This window comes from Lacinutrix sp. MEBiC02404, assembly GCF_053601575.1.
In genome coordinates, this window is the sequence record NZ_JBSHNV010000220.1 from 105,688 (window position 1) to 131,343 (window position 25,656).

Sequence of the window (25,656 nt, forward strand, 5' to 3'; positions counted from 1 at the left end):
AAAGGAAAGACAAAAATAAAACATTTTCCCTATGATTAAGAAATACGCCCTAGTATTAATTGTTTTTTTATGTGCTTTTGTGTCTGGTTTTGGGCAGACTACAATAGCGATTCAGGATTTTGATAGTAGCACTCCAACTTGGAGTTATAATATATCTCCAGCATCATACAATATCAGTAGCGATTACTGGGCTATTAGAGCAGATAATAGTGATCCAGCAGGTACAGATGGTGATTTTTGGGCTATAAGAGATTTAGATAACGGAAATGGAGGTGGTAATTTTGATCACACACTAACATTAGCGGATACAGATATTAGCGCCTATACTAATGTGTCGATAAAATTTAGATATTACACAAAAGCATTCGATGGAGCTGATTATTTAAGATATCAAATTGCTTATGATGGTGGTACTTTTGGAACTGTTGTAAACTTAACTAAAAACACGCAAACTTGGACCGATGTAAGTATCAACATTCCTAATGGAACTAGCAGCGTTGCTTTAAGAATGATTGCAAGGCAAGACGGAGGAAGTGATTATGCCGGATGGGATGATTTTGAATTAGAAGGAACACCTTTATCTGGTAACTTTATAACAGTTACCCAAGCAACTGGTGGTAACATTTCTCCAGGTAATACAAACGTTGCAGATAATGCAGACCAATCTTTTACAGCTACACCAGATGCGTGTTATACCTTTACAAATTGGGTTGTAGATGGTACCAATGCAGGAAGCGCTAATACATATACATTTACAAATGTTACCGCAGACCATACAATAACTGCAGTATACACAGCAGACACCTATAATATTACGGCAACAACAGGAACAAATGGTTCTATTTCGCCTAGTGGAACTACAAGTGTTACTTGTGGTACCGACCAAACCTATACGTTTACTGCAGATTCAGGATATGCAGTAGATGACGTATTGGTAGACGGTGTTTCTGTAGGACCAGTAACTTCTTACGATTTTACCAATGTAACGGGCACACACATCATTAGTGTGAGCTTTGTGGTTTATGTTGGGCCTTGTGCAAGTGAAAGTTTTAATAATTCAGGAAATTCTAGTTCTTATAGTACCGAGAATTGGACAGGAGATAATTCAGTTGATTGGACAGCAACAGATTCAAGATCGGATGAAGACTTAGCTGGTGACGAAGCTATAATGCTAAGAAATGGTTCATTAACTAATGACACTTCTTTTCCTGGAGGATGCGGGGTTATTACATTTGATTATGCTCGTATTTATTCTGGAAACTCTACATTACAAGTTTATATTAATGGAACCCAATACGGAGGAGACATAGCCGTAACAGCAACAGGAAGCACAACGTTTTCAACAACAATAAATGTTCCAGGTGCTATTGATGTAGAATTAAGAAATAGTGGAGAAAGAACACTTATTTCAAACTTAAACTGGACCTGTTATTCAGGTGGAGCAAATCCGGAACTACAACTAGTGGACGATACAGCAACTAATCAAAATTGTGGCTATACCATCGATTTTGGAACGCAAGGCAATGGTACCAATACTGATCTAACTTTTGATATTGAAAACAATGGTTCAGTAGATTTAGAAATTAGCTCCCTTGGAATAATAGGAGATTACACTATTGTTTCTCCTGCAGCTCCATTTAATGTAACTGCTGGAAATAACCAAACCGTTACCGTGCGATTCACACCAACCGTTATCGGAACAAGAACAGGAATATTAACAATAAATAACAACGATCTAGACGAAGGAGCTTGTACCGTAAACCTAACCGGTGAAGGCTTTATACCTGTTCCCGAAATTGATATAGAGCGAAATTCAGGTAACTCCATTCCGGATGGAGCAGCCGCAAACACAGCATATAATACTATTTTTGCAGCAACAACTATGGGAGATTCTTCTGCACCAAAAACTTTTCATATTAGTAATGAAGGTACAGCAGACTTAAATGTATCTAGTCTTATTTCTTCTAATAACGCAGAATTCGCCATTACTTTAAATCCCGGAGTATCTATTATTGCACCTGGAACAGAGATAGATTTCGAAATCACTTTTTCTCCAACTGCCGTTGGTCTAAGAACCGCAGTTATAACAATAAATAATGATGATGCAAACGAAGGTTCTTACCAATTTGATGTACAAGGAAACGGAAATTGTGCAGGAGCAACATTAACCTTATCCCCAGACAATGGCCCCGTGAATACCATAGTGAATGTTACCTCTAGTGGTTCTAATTTTGGAGTATCTACAACAGCATCTATAAATGGTATTGCTGCTACAGTTACTATAATTGCAGCCAACGAAATAGAAGTCACCATTCCCGCTGGTGCAAACACAGGAAGTTTAGAAATTAATGATAATCTAGGCTGCTTAAGCTCCAGTCTTTTTACGGTTATAGATCAACTTATTTCAGACTGCGAAGGAAGTACAGCTAGTACCCCTTCCGATATCTTTATTAGTGAAATCACAGACCATGGTTCTGGATCCCATTCTTATGTAGAATTGTTTAATGGTACAGGAGCCACAGTGGATTTAAGTGATTACGAATTACGTATTCATGGTAATGGAAACATGACTGCAACAGGAACCATAGCCTTAACTGGAACTTTACCTAACAACGAAGTATTTGTAGTTGCGTTTGGAAGTACACAATCCACAATTAATTACGCATCTCATGGCTATGATTTAGCGAATAACACCAGTGGTGTTAATAGTAATGACCCAATTAGATTATATAAAAACACAACTTGGGTAGATCTTTGGGGACTTGCAGATTACACTGGAGATGATTTTACTATAGCAACAAAAAACTATACATATAGAAGAAAAAATTCAGGAATTACTGCACCAAGCACAACGTGGAATACTAATGATTGGGATAGTTTTACTCCTGTAGATTACAGTGATATTGGAAACTATGATTTTTCTGTTGGTGTTCCTCCTATCGTGACTACCCAGCCTACCGATCCTAATTCTAATTGTGATCTAACCGCTACATTAAATGTAAACGCTACCGAAGGGTTTGCAGGTGGAAACCCATTAGCATACCAATGGTATTACAGCGCTCCTGGAGACACTTCTTGGACTGCAGTTACCAATAGTGCAATATATACTGGAGCAACGGGCAGCACGCTTAATATTTTAAATACGCTGACTTTAAATGACTATCAATATTACTGTGAAGTAAGAGAAGACACAGCTACTTGCTATACCGCTTCTAACAGTGTTAGAATAAAATCTGCCGCAACTACTTGGGATGGTACCGATTGGACAAACAGCACTCCTCCAGATATAAACACTATAGCAATAATTGATGGAGATTACAACACACTTAATGATGGTGGTAGCTTTAGCGCTTGCCAATTACTGGTAAATGCAGGAAACCAATTAGTTATTGCAAATGGAGATTACGTGGAAGTTGCGAACAATGTAGATGTATACGGTGATGGTACTGGTTTAGACGGTATTCTTGTAGAAGACAAAGGAAGTTTTGTACAACATGGTGATGGTGTAAATGCCGGAACTTATACGCTACACACCAATGCGGTAACACAAGTTAATAAACGAACAGCTCCTTTAAATAATTATTACGAATACACCTATTGGAGTTCTCCTGTGGAAAATGAAACTATTGGAAATGGCTTACAAGAAGCGCACCCAACAAGACGTTTTTGGTATAATGGTCAAAACTATTTAGACCGAACGAAAGAAACGGCTAATAACAATGCAACCGTATCTGGTCAAGATGATATAGATGATAATGGTGACGACTGGCAATACACCAGCAACACAGATATCATGCAACCAGCTGTTGGTTACGCAGCAATGCATAGTCAAACAGGTTTTGGTATGCCAGGAGCAAATTACGAATATACTTTTGAAGGTGCTTTACATACTGGAGACTACAGCGCACCTATCTATAGAAACGATCTAGAATCTCTAGATAATAACTGGAATCTTATAGGAAACCCGTATGCTTCTGCAATAAATGCAGATGCTTTTCTCGCTGCCAACACCGTTATTGACGATAATGTTTCTGAAATAACCTCAGGTGTTACTGATGGCGCTATCTTTTTCTGGTCTCAAAATTCCCCATATACAGATACCAATAACGGTAATCAGGTTTTAAATTTTGCACAAAGCGATTATGCGATTATCAATGGTGTAGGACAAACTTCTGGTGGAGATGGTGTTACACCAGATCGATTTATTCCTTCTGGACAAGCATTTTTTGTATCGATGTCTAATACAGCACCAGCAACAACGGTTTCTGGAGATATAAAAACAGCAGATGTTATTTTTAATAATAGCATGCGTGTTACTGGAAATAACAATCAGTTTTTTAGAACAGAAAACAGCAATCCACATGAAAAAATATGGATTAATTTAACTTCAGACAATGGTGTTTTTAACCAAATTTTAATTGGTTATGTTCCTGGTGCAACCAATGCTTATGATGGCATGTACTATGATGCGCCAAAGAATTTAGCAACAGATTCTTATTCGTCACTTTACTCGGTTATTGCCGATGCATCTGGTAAAAACAAATTAGCCATTCAAGGTAAAGCTCCGGAAAGCTTAGATCTAGATGAAATTATACCTTTAGGATTTACAACGAGTATTACGGAAGCAACTATTTACAACTTTAGCATTGCTGAAATACAAGGTGATTTCTTAATCAACAACACGGTTTATTTACACGATAAATTGATGGATGTGCTTCATGATCTAAGTGCAAGTGATTATTCTTTCACTTCGGAAACCGGTATATTTAATGATCGTTTTGAAATTGTATTTAACGATAACCGATTATCTACAAATGAAAACGAATTAAGCAATGCGCTTACCATGATAGAACAACCAGATGGTACGGTGAAATTTAGCACTTCTAATGCTTTACAAATTAAAAATGTAAAAGTGTATGATGTATTGGGTAGACTACTGTATAACCTAAGCGGAAACTCTAGTACAGAAACCTATAACTTAGATAAGTTAAGCCAAGCTGCTTATCTTGCTAAAGTCACTTTATCTAATGATGTAGTAATCACTAAAAAAGCGATTAAGAGAAACTAAATAATATCGATTTCTCGGATATGCTTAAAACAACAAAAAGCCTTTCTTTAATTAGAAAGGCTTTTTTGCGTTAAGGATGGAAATGGCATCCTTTTTATGTTATACTATAGTCCTTTGCACGAGATTAAAGCTTGTATTACTTCTTTATACTATTGTACACCTAAAGTTTTAAAACATAAAAAGATATAATGTACAGCCTGGTATTACGTAGCTTTTGCGAAGTAATAAACGCCCAAATTAAAATACGTAAATATTATAAAGCGTAACTTACTGCTATAATTAAATTTCTTCCTGGAGCAGCAATACCCGAAGAATATGTTTTATAACGCTGGTCTGTAATATTCTCTAAACTTGCCGTCACTGTAGTGTTCTTATACACCTCCATTTGTGCTCTAAAATTTAGCGTATACCAAGAAGGTGAATATGGATTTCCGTTGCTATCTAGCGCATAGATATAATCTTTTTCGGCTTCGGAAGGTGCTAAACTTAGAAACGATAACTCATTATTATATTCTGCATAAGCATCGAATTTCAATTTGTCGGATTTCCACGTTAGATGTGTATTTCCAAAATTGGGAGCAATATGTCTCACCGGAACTTCGATATCATGATCTTCTTCTGTACCACCAATCACATTGTATTGGGAAGTAAACTGTAACTTTTTAGACAGATTCATTTTCATACCAACTTCGAATCCGTAAATCCACGCTTTAGACGCATTTTGCATCGCTTGCACATTACTTAGTTCGCCATTGTACATAATTTCGCTTTCGCCGTTTAAGGTGTAATCGCGACGTACTAAGGCATCGTCTAAATAGGTATAATAGGTTGCTAAATCTAAAATGAATACATTATCAAAATCTAATTTCAAACCTAACTCTCCGCTATATGCATATTCTGGTTTTAGATTTTCGTTTGGCACTACTACCGATCCTGGTTCGCTGTCAAAAACTTTACCAACATCATCAATATTTGGCGCTCTAAATGCGGTAGATGCATTCAATTTCCATTGTATGGTTTTATTTGGTAACCAACTTATTCCTGCGGTTCCTGTAAATGCACCAAAGTCACTCTGAGTAGTATCGAATGGCAGGTCTAAAAACACATTGTTTTCGGTAAAATCTGCGGTATAAGAAACGTGGTTATAACGGATCCCCGATTGTAAAACGAACTTGGTATTTGGTTTATATTTTAAACTCGCGTACGCTGCTGCAGATTGCCAACTAGAATTATCTGGATACCTAGTCACAATAGCCTCGGTTTCGTTGGTTTCTATATTTCTTGCATATGCCTTAGAAAACACCTGGTTATAGACATATTCTACACCGTAGAATAATTCGGATTTTGGACTTAATAATTTTTCAAAATCCAGATTTGCAGAATAGGCATCTACATGCTCTTCACTATTATCTTGTGTTGTAGATTGGTAATCTCTATCGATTCTGCTTTCCTGAAAGTTTTGATACGCGGTTACAAATTTTATTTTATCATAGAAGTCAGAACCACTACTTAATTTTGTTAATCCGAAGTTAGCCATCAACCATTTTTGTGGGCCATAATCCCATTGTGCAGAACGTAAATCATCACCTCTATAACGTATTAATCTATCGTATCTTGGATAATCTGAAGTTGCAGAATAATACAAACCTAAATCGAAGCTTAAATCATTAGATGCTTCATAGCGTACTTTTTGCATAAGATTAATTTGGTCATAGCCTGTAAATTTTTGGATCTTCGGATTGCTATTTGCTACCATAACATCTTCGCCATTAATGGTCGCTACATATTCTGGTCTTAAATAATCGTCTGGACCATGTGATCCCATTCTTAAATCGTCAAAATAGGTATAACTCGCATTGGTAAAAAACGCCCATTTTTTGAGTCCGATATTAAAATCTAAATGCCCTGTTTTTTCATTGGAAGCAGAAGCATAGCGAACTGCTGCGTTGGCATTAAATTTAAGAGAATCTGTATACGATAATTTTGGCGTTTTGGTATAAAAGCTCATCACACCACCAATGGCATCACTACCATAAATAATAGAACCGGCTCCTAGCGTAACTTCGGTATTTTGAATACTAAACGGATCTACAGAGATAACATTTTGAAGATTACCGCCTCTAAAAATAGCATTATTCATACGTACGCCATCTACAGTAAGTAGTAATCTATTGGTAGAAAAACCTCTAATCATTGGACTTCCACCACCTAATTGGCTTTTTTGAATATATACTTGTCCAGATTGTTCTAATAAATCTGCACTTGTTTGCGGATTGGAAAACTGAATATTCTTGGCACTGATATTGGTTATTTTTTGCGGAATATCTCGTTTACTTTGTTTGAATTTGGAAGCGGAGATTACCACTTCTTCTAAATCTTGAGCGTTAGGATGAAGCGCCACTTTGGAAGCTATTATTTTCGACTTTACAATAGAAAAAACTTCAAAGGAAAGATGTTGAAAGTATAAACGTTCTTGCGCTTCAAAGGCACCTAAATTAGCTTCACCATCCAAATTAGTGGTGGTACTTTTCGTTTTACTTTCATTATATATAGCAACACTTGGCAAGGTTTCACCGGTAGCTTTACTAATAACCTGAACTTGTTGTGCTTGTGTAAAAAGGCTTGTAAAAAGGCAAAAAATCAGAATACTAAAATACTTCATGTTAGGGACTAAATAATTGATTAAAAATTTCTAACGATTTGGGTTTTTTAAAACTGCCCAAATGTAAATCAAAATACAGCAGTAACATAGCTAAAAAGGCCTGTCTTTGTTTTGCATTTATTTTGATTTCAGATAGGTCATCAAAAATTGTGCCTAGTAGTTGTTTTAGAAGTGTTAAATTTTCGCCTGAAATACTATAAAAGTCGGTCGGTTTATCTTGAAATCTCCCATCTTTTAAATTAAAAAATGGACTATTCTGAATATTTTGTTCTGGATAAAAACCAAGATGCTTGGTTAACTTTAATAAAAACAGCAAATGAAAATTAGGACAACTATCTTGCATATCTAGCCATTGCAATGTGGTCTCTAAATACGTATAAAGGGATTTGTTTTCTTCCTCTTCTTGTAATGAAGTAGATAATACCTCTGCCAAGAACATAACAATGGTACTTTTTAAAATATCATTATGTAGCGTAGTATATATTACATGGGGTTTTACTTCTTTAATATATTGAAGGGATCTATTATCTTGGTATGTAATTTCCAGTTGTAATAGTGTAAGCAACTGAAAATAGGCCTTTTTTACTTTTCCTTTTTTAGCTTTTAGAATTCCTTTTTGTAAAAAGCTTACGACACCAAATTCTTCAGTATAACACTTTATAATTAAGTCATTCTCGCCATACTTTATTTTAGATAAAACAATAGCATTGGTTTTTGCAATCATTATCTCACCACCATTATTTTTAAAACTTTAGTTTCAAAGGTGTCTAAATCGGAAAGCATAATTAAATAAACACCAGAAGCTACGGTGTTATTAGAAAGGTTTTTACCATTCCAAAAAGCAGTTCCTCCATCTATTTCTAAATTATATCCTTTATATCTTGTGTTGGTTCTTGTTTCTGCTTCTGCAACTAAATTACCTTCGATATCTGTAATTTTGATGTTTACATTTTCTGAAATATCTTTAATTTTCACTTTGTCCTGCTCCAAGTTAAATGTTGGCCTTACCGGATTAGGGTACACATAAGCATCTTCTAAACCTTCTAAAGCAGCAGATCCTCCAGCTTTAAAAGATACTAAACCATTTTGTGTTGCTATATAAACGGTTCCGTTAGAATTGTCTATAGATAAATCTATAATATTGTTTGTTGGTAAAGGCGAATTGCTTTTAGTAAAATGATAAATAGTTTCTTGTCCGTCTGAGGAGAAATAAAACACTCCTGAAGAAAGCGTTGCCACCCATTTATTATTAGATCCATCTACTTCAATATCTGTAATAAATTGCTGAAACAACAACTCTTGAGGTACTCCATCTTCTAAAATAATAATTTCACTTGCTACAGGATCTGGCTCTGTAAAAAAGGAAGATGTATTATACAATACTCTTAAACCTTTGTTTGTACCAAACCAAATTTGATTCCGACTATCCACAGCTAGCGCGGTAACCGTTGTAGAAGGCATATTTTGCTCTTCGGTATAAATGGCGTTTAACTTTTCACCAGTATTATTTTCGTTGTAGCCCATAAGTCCGAAAGTATAACCTCCAAACCATTTGGTACCATTACTATCGATTACCAAATCCCCATAACCCCATTCGTCATTTAATGGGTCTTGAATTAAGGATGAAAAATCATAGCTTTGCCATTGATCTGTGGAAGGATCATAAGATTTTAAAGGCCTTTCTACTCTTGCTGTCATAGTCCATAAAAGTCCATTTCTATCAAAATTGGAAGCTCCTTGCCTAATACTAACTACATTTGGATTGCTTGGTACCACTAAAGACTCCAAACCACTATTGGTTTGGTCATGCAAAATGGTTGGAACATCATCGCTTACTTCTAATAATCCATCCTGAAAAGAGCTTATAAATACATGGTTTTCTACAAACGGGTTTATAGAAATGGTATTTAGATTTCTAGTTGTTAATACACTATCGAAAGGAATGTTTTTCCATTCTTCGCCTTTTAAGTGACTAAAACCTCGTTCTCTATATGGAGTAGGAACATAATAAAAATCATATTCACCAAAGGTTGCCCAAAGGTTGTTCGCAGATGCTTTTATAGAAAATGCATTATTTAAAAGTGGTCCATTTGGCACAATTACCTCAAATACCACAGGATTTAATATTGGTGTTTTTATAAGACCGTCTGTTGTACCTATATAAATAAAATCCGTATCTATTGTTGCAGATGTAAATTCGGTATCTAAGTCTTCACCAGTAGACACCTGTGCTACCAAGTTAAAATCACCATCGTAAATAAAAACATCCTTTTTTGTAGTAACAATTAAATAACCATTAGTACTTCTAAGATCTAATGGTATATCCTCATATCTAGTTAATTCTGTTAAAGTAGTCCCTTCTAATTCATAAAAAACCTTATTACTTCTACAAACATACAAATTATCATTATTTACTTCTATTAATAAATAATTTCCTGGAGTGGCTCTTCCCCATTCACTATAATCTATTAAGTTAGTACTACTTAAAGGCGCACTTCTAACACCATTAACCCATGCGCTATTACACGAAGCATAAATAAAATCATTATAAACAACCGTTTGCTCTACAATAATTTGCTCTCCTTGGTTACCAATATAATATGTATCTCCAAACTCTAAACGATCTAGATCATATACCGATATCCCATAATCGGAAGAAATATAAACTAAGCCATCGTGTTCATTAAAATGATTAATATTTTTATCATTAGGCGGTATGGTTGGTTTATCGAGTATATCTAAAATGGTTAAAACATTCTCTTCTGGATCGTCAAAAGCGATTTCTATTAAGCCATTTTCATAACCAATAATTAATAATTCATAGGCTTCACTATAATGAATTGCAGAGATGGTTTCGCCAGACAAACCATTAATAGTGGTAACTGTTTTTATTTCGTTAGTTTGTAAGTCATAACTAAAAATAGCATTTTCTGCTGCAGCATATATCTTATTGTTCCCCTGCGAAACATCTTTAATATCATAAAAAGAAAAATACCCTTGCCATTGCGCAGAATAATCTTGTGCAAATGAAAACATGGGGAATACTAAAATTAGAAACAATGCAATTTTTTTAATCATAACTTAATTCTTCAACTTCAAATATATTTATATCTAACGAGTATTGTGTTAAAATAATATATTAAAAACAAAAAAAGCTCCCTGTCTTAGGAAGCTTTTTTTAAATATTTATAAAATATTATACTACACCTTGTGCTAACATAGCATCTGCTACTTTTACAAATCCTGCAATGTTTGCTCCTTTTACATAGTCAATATAACCATCTTCTTGCGTACCATAAGTAACACAAGACTGATGAATATCATTCATTATCTGGTTTAATTTAGCATCTACTTCTTCGCGTGTCCAATTGAAACGTAAAGAGTTCTGACTCATTTCTAATCCAGAAGTTGCAACACCTCCAGCATTAGATGCTTTTCCTGGTGAAAATAACACCTTTGCTTTTTGTAAAGCTTCGATTGCTTCTGGCGTTGTAGGCATATTTGCACCTTCGGCAACTGCTATAACATTGTTATTTATTAATGCTTTTGCTTCGTCTGCATTTAATTCATTTTGAGTTGCACATGGTAATGCGATATCACAATTTACACCCCAAGGTCTTTCGCCTGCATGAAAAGTTGCAGAAGTATATTTTTCGGTGTATTCACTTATTCTTCCACGTTTCACATTTTTAACCTCCATAATAAAAGCTAATTTCTCTGCATCTATACCATCGGCATCATGAATGTAACCTGAAGAATCAGACATAGTAACTACTTTACCACCAAATTCTGTAGCTTTTTCACAAGCATATTGCGCAACGTTCCCAGACCCAGAAATAACCACTGTTTTTCCTTCAAACGAATCTCCTTTAGTTGCTAGCATATTTTTAGCAAAATACACCGTTCCGTAACCTGTTGCTTCTGGACGAATTAAAGAACCTCCATAAGAAATCCCTTTTCCGGTTAAAACTCCTGTAAATTCATTACGTAATCTTTTGTACTGACCAAACATATACCCAATCTCACGTCCACCAACACCAATATCTCCTGCTGGTACATCTGTATTTGCTCCAATATGTCTAAACAACTCACTCATAAAAGATTGGCAAAAACGCATTACTTCGTTATCACTTTTCCCTTTTGGGTTAAAGTCACTTCCTCCTTTTCCTCCTCCCATTGGCAAGGTGGTTAACGAGTTTTTAAACACTTGTTCAAATCCTAAAAACTTTAAGATACTTAAGTTTACCGAAGGATGAAAACGTAATCCTCCTTTATAAGGCCCTATTGCAGAATTAAATTCCACTCTAAAAGCTCTATTAACCTGCGTATTACCTTGATCATCAATCCAAGGAACTCTAAATATTATAGTACGTTCTGGTTCTACCATGCGTTCTAATAACATTTTATTTTGATACTGAGGATTGTTTTCTATAAACGGAATTACCGTTTCTGCTACTTCATGAACAGCCTGCATAAATTCAGGTTCATGACTATTTTTTTCTTTTACTATATTTAAAAAAGCTTCAATCTTATTTTCCATTTTATGAAATTTTGAGAAATATTATATATCTAATATTGTATATGCAAATATACATTATCTTTAAAAATTACATACTTTTTTTTTGTTTTTAGCAATGCCTATTGAATAATAATTTATTAGATTTGGTTGTTATCCTAAAAGAACAACAACAATAATTCATCCTTTTACCTGTTATATTTGCAAGTTTGGAGGGAATTTATATATTTGTTGGATGTATTTTGCTCTAATCTTGAAATCATACCATGTTTAATTTGAAACAATTAGCCTTCATTTTGTTCTTTATAATAGGAACGCACGCTGCAGTTGCCCAATTAGGGTTTTCGCATGAAATAGGTGTCATTGCTGGCCCTGTAGCCATGCAATCGGATTTTGGAGTTCGAAATAATTTTGAAACCGACGCAGGAAATACCGGGATAGGAATTGGTATTGTTCACTATATAAACTTTGCATACAATGCAGATTGTAATTGCTATTCTACCGATACTTATTTTAATGATCACTTTAAATTACGAAGTGAGCTTTCTTGGAATAAAACGAAATTAGACCATTTTGGAGAATGGGTAGATAACCCTGGTTCAGGATATGATCAACTTAGAACGCATCATGGTGAATCTAATAATTTTGATATTGGTATGCAAATAGAGTACTTTCCTTTAAGTATTCGATCTTTTCAAGGTTTTGCTTACAAATTTGCTCCTTTTATTAGCTTTGGAGCACATTACACCTCGTACAACCCCAAAGTATACACCGATGAACCTGGCGGCAATATTCTAGATCCAAATAATTTTTTCGGACCTTGGGTAAATGGGCAATCTTCCGTTTCTGACGTGATTAGCGATGCTTCTGGCAGCACTTGGTCTACAGTAGCCAGTGTTGGTGTACGTTATAAACTTACTGTGGTTTCCGATTTAATGCTCGATTTAAGAACACAATATTTCTATAGCAATTGGGTCGATGGATTAAACCACACCTTAGAATCTAATAAAGCTAATGATTGGTTATTATGGCTAAACTTTGGTTACATTTATTATTTAGACTAAAATAACTTAAAAACATATAAAACAAAAAAACTCTAGCTAATGCTAGAGTTTTTTTGTTTGTACTAAAATATAGTTTTATCCTATAGCCTGCTCTAAATCTGCTATTAAATCTGTTTCATCTTCTATACCAACACTCAAACGAATAAGCGAATCTACTACACCTATTTTTTCGCGTGCTTCTTTTGGTATGCTTGCATGGGTCATACTTGCAGGATGACCCGCTAAAGACTCCACACCTCCAAGAGATTCTGCTAGCGTAAATACTTTTAATTTTTCTATTAGTTTAATAGCTTCGTCAAAGTTGTTTCCTTTTGTTGTAAAAGAAACCATACCTCCAAAATCACGCATTTGTGCTTTTGCAATATCATGATTTGGGTGGTTTATAAATCCGGGCCAATACACTTTATCCACCTTTGCATGCGCCGCTAAATAGCTTGCAATTGCTTTACCATTTTCGCAATGCCGTTGCATTCTTACATGTAGCGTTTTTATTCCTCTTAAAACTAAAAAACTGTCTTGCGGACCACAAATTGCGCCGCTTGCATTTTGAATAAAGTATAATTTATCTGCTAGTTCTTTATCCTTGACAACTAAACCTCCCATCACCACATCACTATGCCCGCCAAGATATTTGGTTGCAGAATGCATTACTATATCCGCTCCCAAATCCAAAGGTTGTTGTAAATATGGCGTAGCAAAGGTATTATCTACAGCTAATAAAATAGTATGCTTTTTAGCAATTGCCGAAGTAGCTTTAATATCTATAATATTTAGCATTGGATTTGTTGGCGTTTCTACCCAGATAAGTTTAGTGTTTTTATTTATATACTTTTCTATATTACTCGCGTTTTCCATACCCACAAAATGAAACTTAATACCAAAATTTTCAAAAATTTTGGTAAACAAACGATAGGTTCCTCCATATAAATCATTTGTAGAAATTACCTCATCACCAGATTTTAAAAGTTTTAGAATAGCATCTATTGCTGCAAGACCAGAACCAAATGCTAATCCGAAGTTTCCATTTTCAATACTAGCAAAAGCATTTTCTAAAGCGTTTCTGGTAGGATTATGACTTCTAGAATATGCATAGCCTTTGTGTTCTCCTGGACTGGTTTGCACATAGGTTGTAGTTTGATATATTGGAGGCATAACCGCACCATAAGCTGGGTCTGGTTTTTGTCCGCCATGTATTGCTTTTGTATTAAATTTCATTTGTACATTAATTTACAATAAAAATAAGTTTTAATTCGTTGTATTCAAACCGAAAGAATACCTTTATATTTAATTAATTATAAAATATCGTTTCAAAGCTGAAGTTATTTTTGAATATAAAAACGCTGGGATTAAATTGCATAACATGGTTTCGGAATTTTAGGAACAAGGCATTTAAATTTAAAAAGAACAAAGCGTTATGCGACATTTTATGGTTGAATAGGTCTTTATCTATCTTTAACTTTTAACACATTATTACATTGAAATTTTTTCGTCTACTTATACTTCTTCTTCTTTTTTCTTCCTGTAAAAAAGAAAGTGCAACGCTTACTTTTTCTGAAACTAATATTTTAAAGAAAACTACAACTATCATTGAAATCAACATGCCCAAAGCACAAGGCAAAGGTCCTGCGATAGAAAAAATCAATAATACGCTTCATGCTTTTGTTTGTAATGCCCTACATATTGATGCTGCTGCAGAAAAAAAAGAGACTTTGGAAGAAAGTATGCAAGGTTTCAATACTGCCTATGATAATTTTAATACTTTAATTTCTTCAGAACTAAAGGAAGAATTACCGCAATGGGAAGCTTTAATTGATGGTGAGGTTATTTATAACACAACCGATTTTGCGTGTATAGCCATGAATTCGAGTATAAACACTGGAGCTGCTAACAGTAATTTGTTATTACGTTTTTTTAATTTTGATGCCAATACTGGAAATCTTTTAACCACAAAGGATTTAATAAACAACATAGAAGCATTCACCGCTTTGGTTGAAAATTATTACAACAAAGAAGTAAATTCTACATTTACAGATGCGGATAACCTTTTAAATAACAACGAATTTAAACTACCTGAAACACTAGGATTTAGTGAGGAAGGCATTATTATTTTATATGATAATTTTAGTGTTGGCGCCTTTGAAAAAGAAATTGTAGAATTTACTATTCCGTATGAAGTAGCAAACACCTATTTAAAAATATAATTACAAAGATCTTTTAAGCGCTAGAATATACCCTAAATGAATCCCTTCATGAAAGCTATTAAAATCGATGGCCTCTTCCACATTGGTTAAAACGCCTTTTGTAGAAACCATATACTCGTTATAGTTTTTAAAGCGTTTGTTATCATAATCTTCCTTTGTTTTTTCGATAGTAGAAAATAACAAACCTTTAATTTCATTCACCTCAGCTTGGGTTACGTCGCGCTCTGTCTTTGTTCCTTTTCTATAAGTTTCTATCATTTCTTCAGATAAAACAGAAGGCAATGTCGATAATTTATACACTAATAATTGTTGGGTAACAATAGTATGTGCAATATTCCAAATCATATTATTATTAAAACCTTCAGGAACTTTATTTAGCTGCTCCAAAGTATGATTTTCCATAATGGATTCTAATAATTTTCTATTTCTTAAGGTAATATCAAAAGCCCAATTCATGTTTCTATTTTTTGTTTAAAAGTAATTATTTTTTTAGTTTAAATGACGTTCTTTGTTACTTAAACCTGTACAGTATGAAAAAAGTATACTATCTAAAAACCTGTAGTACTTGTATTCGAATTTTAAAGGAATTGAACCTTTCTTCCGAATTTATTTTACAAGACATTAAAAAAGAAGAAATTACAGAAAAAGAGCTAGAAGAAATGAAAGCATTAGCAGGAAGCTACGAAGCACTTTTTAGTAAACGTGCTACCTTGTACAAGAAAATGGATTTAAAAAATCAGACTTTAACGGAAAAAGATTACAAGCAATATATCTTAGAGCATTATACCTTTTTAAGTCGTCCGGTTTTTATAATAGATAACGCCATTTTTATAGGAAACTCTAAAGCAAATGTAGAAGCGGTAAAACAGGTTTTGAATGCATAATAGAACTTTTGCCTTAGTTGCTGTTTTTATAGTACAAGTACTTTATGGTTTAACCTTCACTTTTGCAAAGTTTATCATGAATGAAGGCTTTATAAAACCTTTTGGACTCGTTTTATTACGAATTATTGGTGCTACTATTTTATTTTGGATTTTAGATGCATTTATGCCAAAAGAAAAGATAGATAAGAAAGACTATAAAACCTTTTTTCTAGCTGCGTTATTTGGCATTGCAACAAACATGCTACTGTTTTTAGGAGGCTTAGAACTTACTACACCTATTCATGCTTCGGTAATCATGATTACTACGCCAATAATTATATTGATATTTTCTGCGCTGTTTTTAAAAGAAAGAATTACAGGTCTCAAAATAACAGGAATACTATTAGGCTTTGCAGGAGCAATAGTACTTTCGGTCTACGGGAAATCTACTCGTCTTGGAGATAATGTGCTTTTAGGAAATATCATGGTTTTTGCCAATGCTATTTCTTATAGTATATATATCATTATCATAAAAAAACTAACGGAAAAATATCACCCTTTTACCTTTATAAAATGGTTGTTTTTGATAGGTTTCGTCATGGTATTGCCTTTTGGGTACCACGATGTACAAGAAATTAAATGGGAAAATCTCACACCTTACGCTTACTTTTCTCTAGGCTTTGTAATTATAGGTGCCACTTTTTTTACCTACATGTTAAACCCTTTAGCTTTAAGAAAACTAAAAGCATCTACTGTTGGTACTTTTGTTTATTTGCAACCGGTAATAGCAGGAACCTTCGCTATTGCCATGGGAGTGGACACCATAAACATGGTAAAAATAGTTGCGATGCTTCTTATTTTTTCTGGAGTATATCTAGTAAGTAAAACGCCTAAATTAAAAGACTAAAAATTAGAGTACTAGATTTTTTGGAGCTCTTCCTGTTGCTCTAGTATCTTCTTTGGTTAGTACTTTGTAGTCTTCCGATTTTGGAAAAGCATTCGCTAAATCTAATAGCACTTCTGGTAAATCTGTCATTTTACGTGCTTTTAGGTCAATCCAAGCTCCCATCATTTCACAAAACGCAATATTTTCGCCTTTATGGTTATAAAAATTATGATCAAACTTAAAAAATTTCCCATCCTCACTTAAACCAGAAACTTCAAGACTAACTGTAATTGGTTGCCCCATAAATGCCTCTTTAAAATAATGCATGTGCTCATAAAAAACGACTGGTCCAATATTATGAATTGCTAACTCTTTCATAGTAAAGCCGTGCTCCATTAAAAAAGCCATTCTAGTGTGACTCATAAAATTAGTATATGCAGAATTTGCTAAGTGTCTATTAGCATCTACATCACTCCAACGTATTTCAAATTGTTTTGTGTACATAGTTTAAATTTTGAAGAACAAATCTACATAAATATATTATGCACGCATACTATAAATTGTGTTTTCTAAACCTATTGTTTTCGTTACCTTTGTAAAACTTAAATAAAATCTTATGATTCATTCTATGACAGGTTATGGTAAATCTGTTTTGCAATTACCAACAAAGAAAATCACTTTAGAAGTAAAATCTCTAAACAGTAAAAACCTAGACTTAAACGCTAGAATGCCTTCTATTTACAGAGAAAAGGAATTGAGCTTACGTAAACTTATTGGTAAACAACTAGAACGTGGTAAAATAGATTTTTCTATTTATGTAGAAATGACAGGAGAAGAAACTACCACACAACTTAATAAGCCTGTTGTAAAACAATACATGAATCAGTTACGCGAAGTTGTGGATGGAGATGAAACCGAGCTATTAAAAATGGCGGTTCGTTTTCCTGATGCTTTAAATACCGAAAAAGCAGAAATTGATGAAAACGAGTGGAGCACTATTTTAGCCGAAATAAAAGTAGCTTTAAGCAGAATAGATACCTACCGATTAGACGAAGGAAAAGTTCTCGAAGCAGATTTTAGAGATAGAATTGCAACCATTGCAAACTTATTAGAACAGGTTATTGAAATGGACCCAGAACGTATTGAAGGTGTTCGCGAACGTTTACGTAAAGGTGTGGACGATTTAAAAGAAAAAGTAGACGAAAACCGTTTTGAACAAGAACTGGTTTATTACATAGAAAAATTTGATATCACGGAAGAAAAAGTGCGTTTACAAAACCACTTAGAGTATTTTGTTTCTGCTTTAAATTCTGACGATTCTAACGGGAAAAAATTAGGGTTTATCGGACAAGAAATTGGTAGAGAAATAAATACTATTGGTTCTAAAAGTAATTATGCACCAATGCAAAAACTGGTAGTGCAGATGAAAGATGAGCTAGAAAAAATTAAAGAACAATTATTAAATGTCCTTTAATAAAACAAAGCGCATTCCAAACTAAATATTACACTGAGGTTCTCTCAGCGATTTAAAAAAATAGGATTTGACGAAAAATAATACAGAAAAAGGTAAACTAATAGTATTCTCTGCTCCTTCGGGATCTGGAAAAACAACCATTGTTAGGCACCTACTAAAACAAGAAGCATTAAATCTAGCATTTTCTATTTCTGCAACTTCCAGAGAAAAAAGAGGCACCGAAGCACACGCTGAAGACTACTACTTTTTATCGGCAAGTGCATTTAAACAACATATTAAAGACGATGATTTTCTGGAATGGGAAGAAGTATATAGAGATAATTTCTATGGTACTTTAAAATCTGAAGTAGAGCGTCTTTGGGCCTTAGGTAAAAACGTGATTTTTGATATTGATGTTTCTGGAGGTCTACGTATTAAAAGAAAATTTCCAGAAGAGACTTTAGCTATTTTTGTAAAACCACCAAGTATTGATGAGCTAAAAATTAGGCTTAAGAAAAGAAAAACAGAAACCGACGATAAAATTAATATGCGTGTAGCAAAAGCGAGTGCAGAATTAGCAACTGCTCCTCTTTTTGACGTAATCATTGAAAATGATAACCTAGAAAAAGCATTACTAGAAGCAGAAACTTTGGTTGGTAATTTTGTACATTCTAAAAAAGAGGCATAAAATGAAAGTTGGTTTATACTTTGGGTCTTTTAATCCTATTCATGTTGGCCATCTCATCCTTGCGAACCATCTGGCAGAACATAGTGACTTAGACCAAATATGGTTTGTTGTAACACCACACAATCCTTTTAAAAAGAAAAGTACGTTGCTAGACAACCACCAACGTTTAGAAATGGTATATCAAGCAACAAAAGACTACACAAAACTGAAACCTAGCGATATTGAGTTTGGTTTACCGCAACCAAATTACACCATTAACACGTTAACGCATCTTCAAGAAAAACACCCAGATTACGCCTTTAGTTTGATTATGGGAGAAGACAACTTAAAAAGTTTTCATAAATGGAAAAACTACGAACTGATTCTAGAAAACAATAACATTTATGTGTATCCTAGAATTTCGGAAGGAAAAGTAGCAACCCAGTTTGATAATCACGAATGTATTCATCGCATAGATGCACCAATAATACAACTTTCTTCTACCTTTATACGCAAATCTATAAAAGCTGGTAAAAACATTAAACCCATGTTACCTGAACATGTTTGGGCGTATTTGGATGAAATGAATTTTTATAGGCAATAAATAAAAAAATATGCTCAAGACACCAGTAATACATCCAACAATCATGGAAGCGCTTGCTCGTTCCGGCCATTTTGCTCAAGTTGTCATTGCAGACGGCAACTTACCAGTTGGTGCCATGACAGGTCCTAACTCTACCACTGTACATCTCAATTTTCGTCCAGGATTATTAGACGCACTCACTGTATTGGAAGGCATATTAGAAGTCTGTCCTGTTCAAGGTGCAATCGTCATGGAAAAGCCTGCTGAAGCAAATGCAGAAATACACCATGCATATAAAAAAATGCTAGGAGACGTAACTTGGGACGAGATGGAACGTTGGTCTTTCTACGACAAAATTAGAGATCCTAATACCACATTAATTATTCAAACAGGCGAACAGCGTCGTTTTGCTAATTTGATCTTAATTGTAGGAGTAGTAAAAATGCGGGAAGAAAGTGATTTCTAGGAAATTGAAATTCCGTTTTATTATACATAAAAAGCACGTTACTTTACCACCAAATTGTAAATGGTACTCGATTTTTGTAAAAAGGATGGAACGGTTTGTTTGAAATCCTTTTTTAATTTCAAAAAAGATTGAGTAGTGACAGCCTGGTTTTTTTTCTTTAAAAAATTTACCCAAATTAAAAGCACAAAAAAACGCCAACTATATAAAGCTGGCGTTTCAAATTCTATAAATATTCTAAACTTAATCTAAAGCCGGGATACGTAATACTTGACCTGGATAAATTTTATCAGGATGCTCTAACATTGGTTTGTTAGCTTCAAAAATCACAGGATATTTCATTGCATTCTCGTAATACTTCTTAGCAATTTTACCTAAAGTATCTCCGCTTACTACCGTATGAAACTGTGCTACTGGTTCTACATTTTTAACTACCATTTTATCATCTACAGTTGCAATACCATTAGAGTTTCCTACTACTAATATTACTTTCTCTCTGGTTGCTTGATCAAAAGCAAGACCAGAAATAGTTGCTGCATCATCATCAATAAATATATTTAAACCTTCTACTTGTAAGTCTAAATCTCTTACTGTTGCTTCTAATCTTTTAGCAACTAGTGTTTCTTCTTTTAGCTCTTCTGCTGTTGCTGTTGCTAATTTTTCTGCCGCTTCTTCTTCTGTAGTTTTACCTATTCCGAAAACTTTTGCTCCTGCATTTTTAATAAATGAAAATAATCCCATAATGTTTTTTTAAGTGTTAAATATTAATTAATGTAAAGATAAAAAATCTTTTTTTAAATCTAATTTAAGATTACAACTAATGTGCCAAATGCACTATAATGGTATTTCACCGATAAAAGATAACATTTTAGCTGTTTTTCTATGGGTTTCATAAGTTTGTTAATATGTATAAAAACGGAAACCGCTATAAGATTTCTCTTTAAACGGTTTCCTATTAACTAACCAACCAAAATTTTAATGAGGTAACACTATTTTGTACGTGTGTTCTCTCTTGTATTTTCCTTTTTCGCAGCACGTTGTACACGTTTCTTTTCGGTACTTGCTTTTGTTTTATCTGTTGTGGTTCCTGTTTTTAAATACGGTATATAACCTCTTCCTTTAAACTCGTATAAGGTTCCAGAAGCATTGTGAAACAATTCTATTGTACTATCATTAATAACGCTCAATTCGAAAAATTCATTGTCGAAGTAATCATAATCTAATGTTAATGTTTTTTGGTATATATTTCCGCTTACATCTCCAATGCCATAAATTCCTGAATAATCCCAATATAGATTATTAGCATTTGTTCCTGTGGCATCTTGTGAACTTCTAAAAGTAGATCCATTTCCTCCAGTTAAAAACTGCAGGTAGTTTTCGTTATCAAATTCGTTTAAAGCACCGTAGTTACTAGTGAATGTTTTTTCCCAAGCTTCATATTCTTGCATGAAATAATGAATGTTATCATAAAAAACAAAGTCATAATCAAAAGATGCACGTTGGTAACCATGTAAAAAATACGAAGTATCATTATTAGGATTATACAATTCTATCGTGTTATAATCTATTTGGTACACATCAAAGGTTTCAAAACCATCTATAGCATGATCTACATCTAAAATCATATTATAGGTATCATAATAACCAACCGAAATTCCAAAACCATTTCCTTGACTACCAATTCCTACCAAGTTATTGTTTGCGTAAAGCACTCCGTTTCTAAACGATATGGTAAAAGCCGTTTGTAAAAAACGTGTTTCTCCATATCCTACCGTTTGATTAATATCCAAATACCACAATTCATAAGTCCCTAATAATTGGTTTAATGAAACTGTTGGTACCGGGTTATTGTTGTTGTTATTGTAATCGTCTACATAAACATCTTCATGATAACAGGACGTAAATAAGAATGCTATACTAGCAAATATCGAAAGTAGTTTTGTCGTTTTCATAATCGTTCGTTTTAAAGTTAATACTTTTAGATATTCAAAACCTGTGCCAAAAAAATTAAAGTATTGATTATCAATAGAATAATATGATTGATATTTTGCTTATTTTTGAAACTCTAATAATTACGTTTTCCGTTGTCACGGAAATTAAAAAGAAAATATTTTTAATGAGCAAACCTTTAAAATATGCTGTTTTTGGTAGCGGAAGTTGGGCTACTGCAATTGTAAAAATGCTATGTGAAAACCAAAAAGAAGTTGGTTGGTATATGCGAAGCATTTATATTAAAGAACATCTATTAAAAGAACAGCACAATCCAAGTTATTTAAGTTCTGTTGAGTTTCATTTAGAACAGTTAAAACTCTCGAATGACATCAATGAAATGGCTGCTTATGCAGATGTGCTAATCTTTGTGATACCTTCTGCTTTTATGCATTCGGAATTAGAAAAGCTTACCTATAATATTCAAGATAAAATTGTAGTATCTGCAGTAAAAGGCATCATTCCAGAAACCGGAAAATTAGTTGGCGAGCATTTACACGATGTGTATAAAATTCCACTAGATAATATTGCCGTAATTTCTGGACCTTGCCATGCAGAAGAAGTAGCTTTAGAGCGTTTATCCTATTTAACTATTTCATGTATAGACGCCGAAAAAGCGCAAAATATAGCAGATGCGCTATCTAGTGATTACATTAAAACCAAAATTAGTGATGATGTCATTGGTACAGAATACGCTGCAATGCTTAAAAACATTTACGCCATTGCTGCCGGAATTGCGCATGGTTTAGGTTATGGTGATAATTTTCAAAGTGTATTAATGAGTAATGCCATTCGTGAAATGAAGCGTTTTATTAAAAAAATGCACAAAATGAAACGTAATATTAACAACTCGGCGTACCTAGGCGATTTATTAGTAACTGGCTACTCTGTTTTTTCAAGAAACAGACTATTTGGAAACATGATTGGTAAAGGCTACACTGTAAAATCTGCACAGTTAGAAATGAGCATGATTGCAGAAGGTTACTACGCCACAAAATCGGCACATTTATTAAACAAAAACAACAAGAAAAAAACGCAACTACCAATTATAAATGCAGTCTACGAGATTTTATATGAAGGTAAAGACGCTAAAAAGGTGTTTCAAAAACTGACAGATAAGTTGGATTAAAACTAGGAACTTATTCTATTTTATCTAGATTATTTGGGCGTTACCATCTTTCGCTGAAAAGCTTCAAAATGGTCGCGCTTTTCGTTATATCTTTTGCAAAAAAGCAAAAGGATGCCACTGCAATCGCTAACGCACTTATTTGCTAATTGCATTTTCTGTACATAAATAGTGTGTATTTAAATAAAAACAACCACCTCGCTTTCCGATTTTTTCAGAAAGCCAAAATCCACCTTCCATTATCAAAAGAAGGTGGATTTTATGTTCCTTAGAAAACACAAAACGGAAGGGTTTTAACAGAAGTTTAATTCACTTCCTTTAAAGGGTTTGTTTGTACCACATCCATCTTTAAAATCTTTGCAAATCTATCGTTTGGATTATCAATAACATACCAAGTGTGTTTTGTTGTTCCTTCCAAGTTTTTACCATCTTTAGTTTTTCCTTTCCAGTCGAACTCCACATTCATTTCATACTCGTTTTCCATAATTTGTTTGACTTCAAAATTCTTAGGATAATGTTCGCTATTCGATAACTGCTTGGGTGTTCCGTTTAGCCATTTCTCTAAATCTGAAATAGAAGTAATTTTACTCGACGTAGAAAAATTTAATACAAAATCATCTGCTAGCACTTCTTTAAAAGGAGTTACATCACCATCTAAATTTTCCATAGATGCAATCCAATAATACATTAAAGATTTCACTCTATTAGTAGGATAGGCATCTTCAAAAACCTCGTTTGTTTCTCCAGTAGGTATTATTTCTATAGACGAAAATTTTGGCAAACCATCTTTAGTTTTAACCATTTCTGTATTATAATGTATGGTGTAGCTAGCCTTCACGCCATCGGGGCGTATATTCTGATAACGTAAATCTGCTTCTAAATGCAATCCTTTTTCCGTAGTCGTAATGTTTACATTTTCTACATGGTGTGCATTTTTCCATCCTTTATACACCGCAAGTCTTTCTGGGTAATTCGCTTTTCCTCGCATTTCGCCAGCAGACGTTTTCATATAAAGAGTATCCTCTAAAATATCCAATTGGTTATCTACACGCTGTTTATTCATCTCTCTTTCGTACAATTGATACCATCTGTGTAATTGCACTTTTGCTATATGTTGTTCTCTAGTTGTTGGTACTGTTGCTTTCATTTCTTTACTTTTTTTTTGGATAAATTCATTAATACTTGTTGCCACAACTTCTGGAACTTCTAGTTGTGGTGAATGGGAAGCATTTTCTATAATTTCAATTTCAGATAACGGAATATCTCTATTATAACGGGTCGCTACATTGAAATGCACAACGGCATCATGCTTTCCCCAAAGAACTAAAGTTGGCGCTTTAATCTGGTTTATTTGATTTTTTAAGTCAAAATAGGAACCGTTTTTTATTTGCGGAATGATGGTATTATTTAAAAAATCGCGACTGTCATTTATTTGCGAGATATACATTTTTTTTATTGGTCCCGGCAACTCCGGAACTTTATAAAACACACGAGATAAAACCATATTTAAATCGGCTTCATTTTTTAAAACACTACCAAATCCAGAATACACCACGTGATCGTCTAATGTTAAACCTGGCGCATTTAAAAGCACTAGTGATGTTACCGCATTTGGATAAGCAATGCTATAAGCTGCAGCAATGTGTCCTCCCATGGAATTCCCTACTAGGTTAAAATTTTCAACTTCCAAATTGGTTAAAAAACGGTGTAAAAAATCTACTTGCCCTTTAATACTTAAATCTAAAGAAGCTTCTTTTGCATTCTCTCCAGAAGCCAAAAGATCTGGAATAATTAAATAGTAATCGTTTGTTAGATACGCAGCAGACTGCACAAAGCTGTTTTTATCATCGCCAAGGCCATGAAGCAATACTAAGGTGTCTTTTGCTGTCTTATTATTGTTTGTATAATAGTGCGTGTTATATCCATTTACAGTTATTGTTTTTGCTGTTAAATGTGCTGCACTTGCATTTTGTGAATACGTGAAATCCACTATTTTTTCAGGAAAGAAAAAATAAATAATTCCGACTCCAATTACAAGCAGCGAAAAAAGGGCTCCAACTATTTTTAATATCCTTTTCATAATAGTTTTATTAATTATTAGGATACAAATATCGG

20 protein-coding genes are annotated in these 25,656 nt (G+C 33.9%); 10 read left to right on the forward strand and 10 right to left on the reverse strand.

The window, feature by feature from the left end; all coding sequences use genetic code 11:
• Nucleotides 1-31 precede the first annotated feature (31 nt).
• Nucleotides 32-5,068, forward strand: coding sequence for a choice-of-anchor D domain-containing protein (locus ACVCXO_RS14905; protein WP_452230386.1), 5,037 nt, complete (start codon nt 32-34; stop codon nt 5,066-5,068).
• Nucleotides 5,069-5,321: 253 nt separating this feature from the next.
• Here the strand turns inward: ACVCXO_RS14905 and ACVCXO_RS14910 are convergent, their stop codons facing one another.
• From ACVCXO_RS14910 to gdhA, 4 genes are all read right to left on the reverse strand, one after another.
• On the reverse strand, nt 5,322-7,730 hold the full coding sequence (locus ACVCXO_RS14910) for a TonB-dependent receptor (protein ID WP_452230387.1): 2,409 nt from the start codon (nt 7,728-7,730) through the stop codon (nt 5,322-5,324).
• Between the two features lies 1 nt (nt 7,731).
• Nucleotides 7,732-8,454: a DNA repair protein RecO gene (gene recO / locus ACVCXO_RS14915; protein ID WP_452230388.1), complete on the reverse strand. Its 723-nt coding sequence runs from the start codon at nt 8,452-8,454 to the stop codon at nt 7,732-7,734.
• Nucleotides 8,454-10,808 (reverse strand): type IX secretion system anionic LPS delivery protein PorZ, encoded by a 2,355-nt coding sequence (porZ, locus tag ACVCXO_RS14920; RefSeq protein WP_452230389.1) that lies wholly within the window; start codon nt 10,806-10,808, stop codon nt 8,454-8,456. Before porZ ends, recO begins: the two co-directional genes overlap by 1 nt.
• Before the next feature lie 118 nt (nt 10,809-10,926).
• The gene (gdhA, locus tag ACVCXO_RS14925) at nt 10,927-12,270 is read right to left on the reverse strand and encodes an NADP-specific glutamate dehydrogenase (protein WP_452230390.1); all 1,344 of its coding nucleotides are present in this window, start codon (nt 12,268-12,270) and stop codon (nt 10,927-10,929) included.
• Between the two features lie 242 nt (nt 12,271-12,512).
• Here gdhA and ACVCXO_RS14930 point away from each other — a divergent pair, with 242 nt between their 5' ends.
• Entirely contained in the window at nt 12,513-13,310 is a 798-nt protein-coding gene (locus tag ACVCXO_RS14930) for a THC0290_0291 family protein (RefSeq protein WP_452230391.1), read from the forward strand.
• Between the two features lie 75 nt (nt 13,311-13,385).
• Here the strand turns inward: ACVCXO_RS14930 and ACVCXO_RS14935 are convergent, their stop codons facing one another.
• Complete coding sequence (locus ACVCXO_RS14935; RefSeq protein ID WP_452230392.1) at nt 13,386-14,525, reverse strand: cystathionine gamma-synthase; 1,140 nt, start codon at nt 14,523-14,525, stop codon at nt 13,386-13,388.
• A 260-nt stretch (nt 14,526-14,785) separates the two neighbouring features.
• Between ACVCXO_RS14935 and ACVCXO_RS14940 the strand changes: the two genes are divergently transcribed.
• Nucleotides 14,786-15,511: an RsiV family protein gene (locus tag ACVCXO_RS14940; protein WP_452230393.1), complete on the forward strand. Its 726-nt coding sequence runs from the start codon at nt 14,786-14,788 to the stop codon at nt 15,509-15,511.
• On the opposite strand, the gene ACVCXO_RS14945 is transcribed toward ACVCXO_RS14940, so the two are convergent.
• Nucleotides 15,512-15,967 carry a DinB family protein gene (locus ACVCXO_RS14945; protein ID WP_452230394.1) on the reverse strand — a complete coding sequence of 152 codons (456 nt, stop codon included), beginning with the start codon at nt 15,965-15,967 and terminating at the stop codon, nt 15,512-15,514.
• Nucleotides 15,968-16,041: 74 nt separating this feature from the next.
• On the opposite strand from ACVCXO_RS14945, the gene ACVCXO_RS14950 reads away from it, so the two are divergent.
• Together ACVCXO_RS14950 and ACVCXO_RS14955 are read left to right on the forward strand one after the other, a co-directional pair.
• Nucleotides 16,042-16,395, forward strand: a complete 354-nt coding sequence (locus tag ACVCXO_RS14950) for an arsenate reductase family protein (RefSeq protein ID WP_452230395.1) — start codon at nt 16,042-16,044, stop codon at nt 16,393-16,395.
• Entirely contained in the window at nt 16,388-17,281 is an 894-nt protein-coding gene (locus ACVCXO_RS14955) for a DMT family transporter (protein WP_452230396.1), read from the forward strand. The genes ACVCXO_RS14950 and ACVCXO_RS14955 overlap by 8 nt, the downstream gene beginning before the upstream one ends.
• Nucleotides 17,282-17,284: 3 nt before the next feature.
• Here ACVCXO_RS14955 and ACVCXO_RS14960 read toward each other — a convergent pair whose 3' ends face one another.
• Nucleotides 17,285-17,764, reverse strand: coding sequence for an acyl-CoA thioesterase (locus ACVCXO_RS14960; protein ID WP_452230397.1), 480 nt, complete (start codon nt 17,762-17,764; stop codon nt 17,285-17,287).
• A gap of 112 nt (nt 17,765-17,876) precedes the next feature.
• On the opposite strand from ACVCXO_RS14960, the gene ACVCXO_RS14965 reads away from it, so the two are divergent.
• The 4 genes from ACVCXO_RS14965 (at nt 17,877) to ACVCXO_RS14980 (ending at nt 20,429) form a co-directional block, all read left to right on the forward strand.
• On the forward strand, nt 17,877-18,734 hold the full coding sequence (locus tag ACVCXO_RS14965; protein WP_452230398.1) for a YicC/YloC family endoribonuclease: 858 nt from the start codon (nt 17,877-17,879) through the stop codon (nt 18,732-18,734).
• Nucleotides 18,735-18,801: 67 nt separating this feature from the next.
• Entirely contained in the window at nt 18,802-19,401 is a 600-nt protein-coding gene (gmk, locus tag ACVCXO_RS14970; RefSeq protein ID WP_452230399.1) for a guanylate kinase, read from the forward strand.
• Nucleotide 19,402: 1 nt separating this feature from the next.
• Nucleotides 19,403-19,984 (forward strand): nicotinate (nicotinamide) nucleotide adenylyltransferase, encoded by a 582-nt coding sequence (gene nadD / locus ACVCXO_RS14975; protein WP_452230400.1) that lies wholly within the window; start codon nt 19,403-19,405, stop codon nt 19,982-19,984.
• A gap of 10 nt (nt 19,985-19,994) precedes the next feature.
• Nucleotides 19,995-20,429 carry an RbsD/FucU domain-containing protein gene (locus ACVCXO_RS14980; RefSeq protein WP_452230401.1) on the forward strand — a complete coding sequence of 145 codons (435 nt, stop codon included), beginning with the start codon at nt 19,995-19,997 and terminating at the stop codon, nt 20,427-20,429.
• A 240-nt stretch (nt 20,430-20,669) separates the two neighbouring features.
• On the opposite strand, the gene lysM is transcribed toward ACVCXO_RS14980, so the two are convergent.
• Nucleotides 20,670-21,167 (reverse strand): peptidoglycan-binding protein LysM, encoded by a 498-nt coding sequence (gene lysM, locus ACVCXO_RS14985; RefSeq protein ID WP_452230402.1) that lies wholly within the window; start codon nt 21,165-21,167, stop codon nt 20,670-20,672.
• Nucleotides 21,168-21,415: 248 nt separating this feature from the next.
• Nucleotides 21,416-22,378 carry a nicotinic acid mononucleotide adenyltransferase gene (locus ACVCXO_RS14990; protein ID WP_452230403.1) on the reverse strand — a complete coding sequence of 321 codons (963 nt, stop codon included), beginning with the start codon at nt 22,376-22,378 and terminating at the stop codon, nt 21,416-21,418.
• A gap of 164 nt (nt 22,379-22,542) precedes the next feature.
• Between ACVCXO_RS14990 and ACVCXO_RS14995 the strand changes: the two genes are divergently transcribed.
• Nucleotides 22,543-23,544 (forward strand): NAD(P)H-dependent glycerol-3-phosphate dehydrogenase, encoded by a 1,002-nt coding sequence (locus ACVCXO_RS14995; RefSeq protein WP_452230404.1) that lies wholly within the window; start codon nt 22,543-22,545, stop codon nt 23,542-23,544.
• A gap of 301 nt (nt 23,545-23,845) precedes the next feature.
• Here ACVCXO_RS14995 and ACVCXO_RS15000 read toward each other — a convergent pair whose 3' ends face one another.
• Complete coding sequence (locus tag ACVCXO_RS15000; protein ID WP_452230405.1) at nt 23,846-25,621, reverse strand: alpha/beta fold hydrolase; 1,776 nt, start codon at nt 25,619-25,621, stop codon at nt 23,846-23,848.
• Between the last annotated feature and the right edge of the window lie 35 nt (nt 25,622-25,656).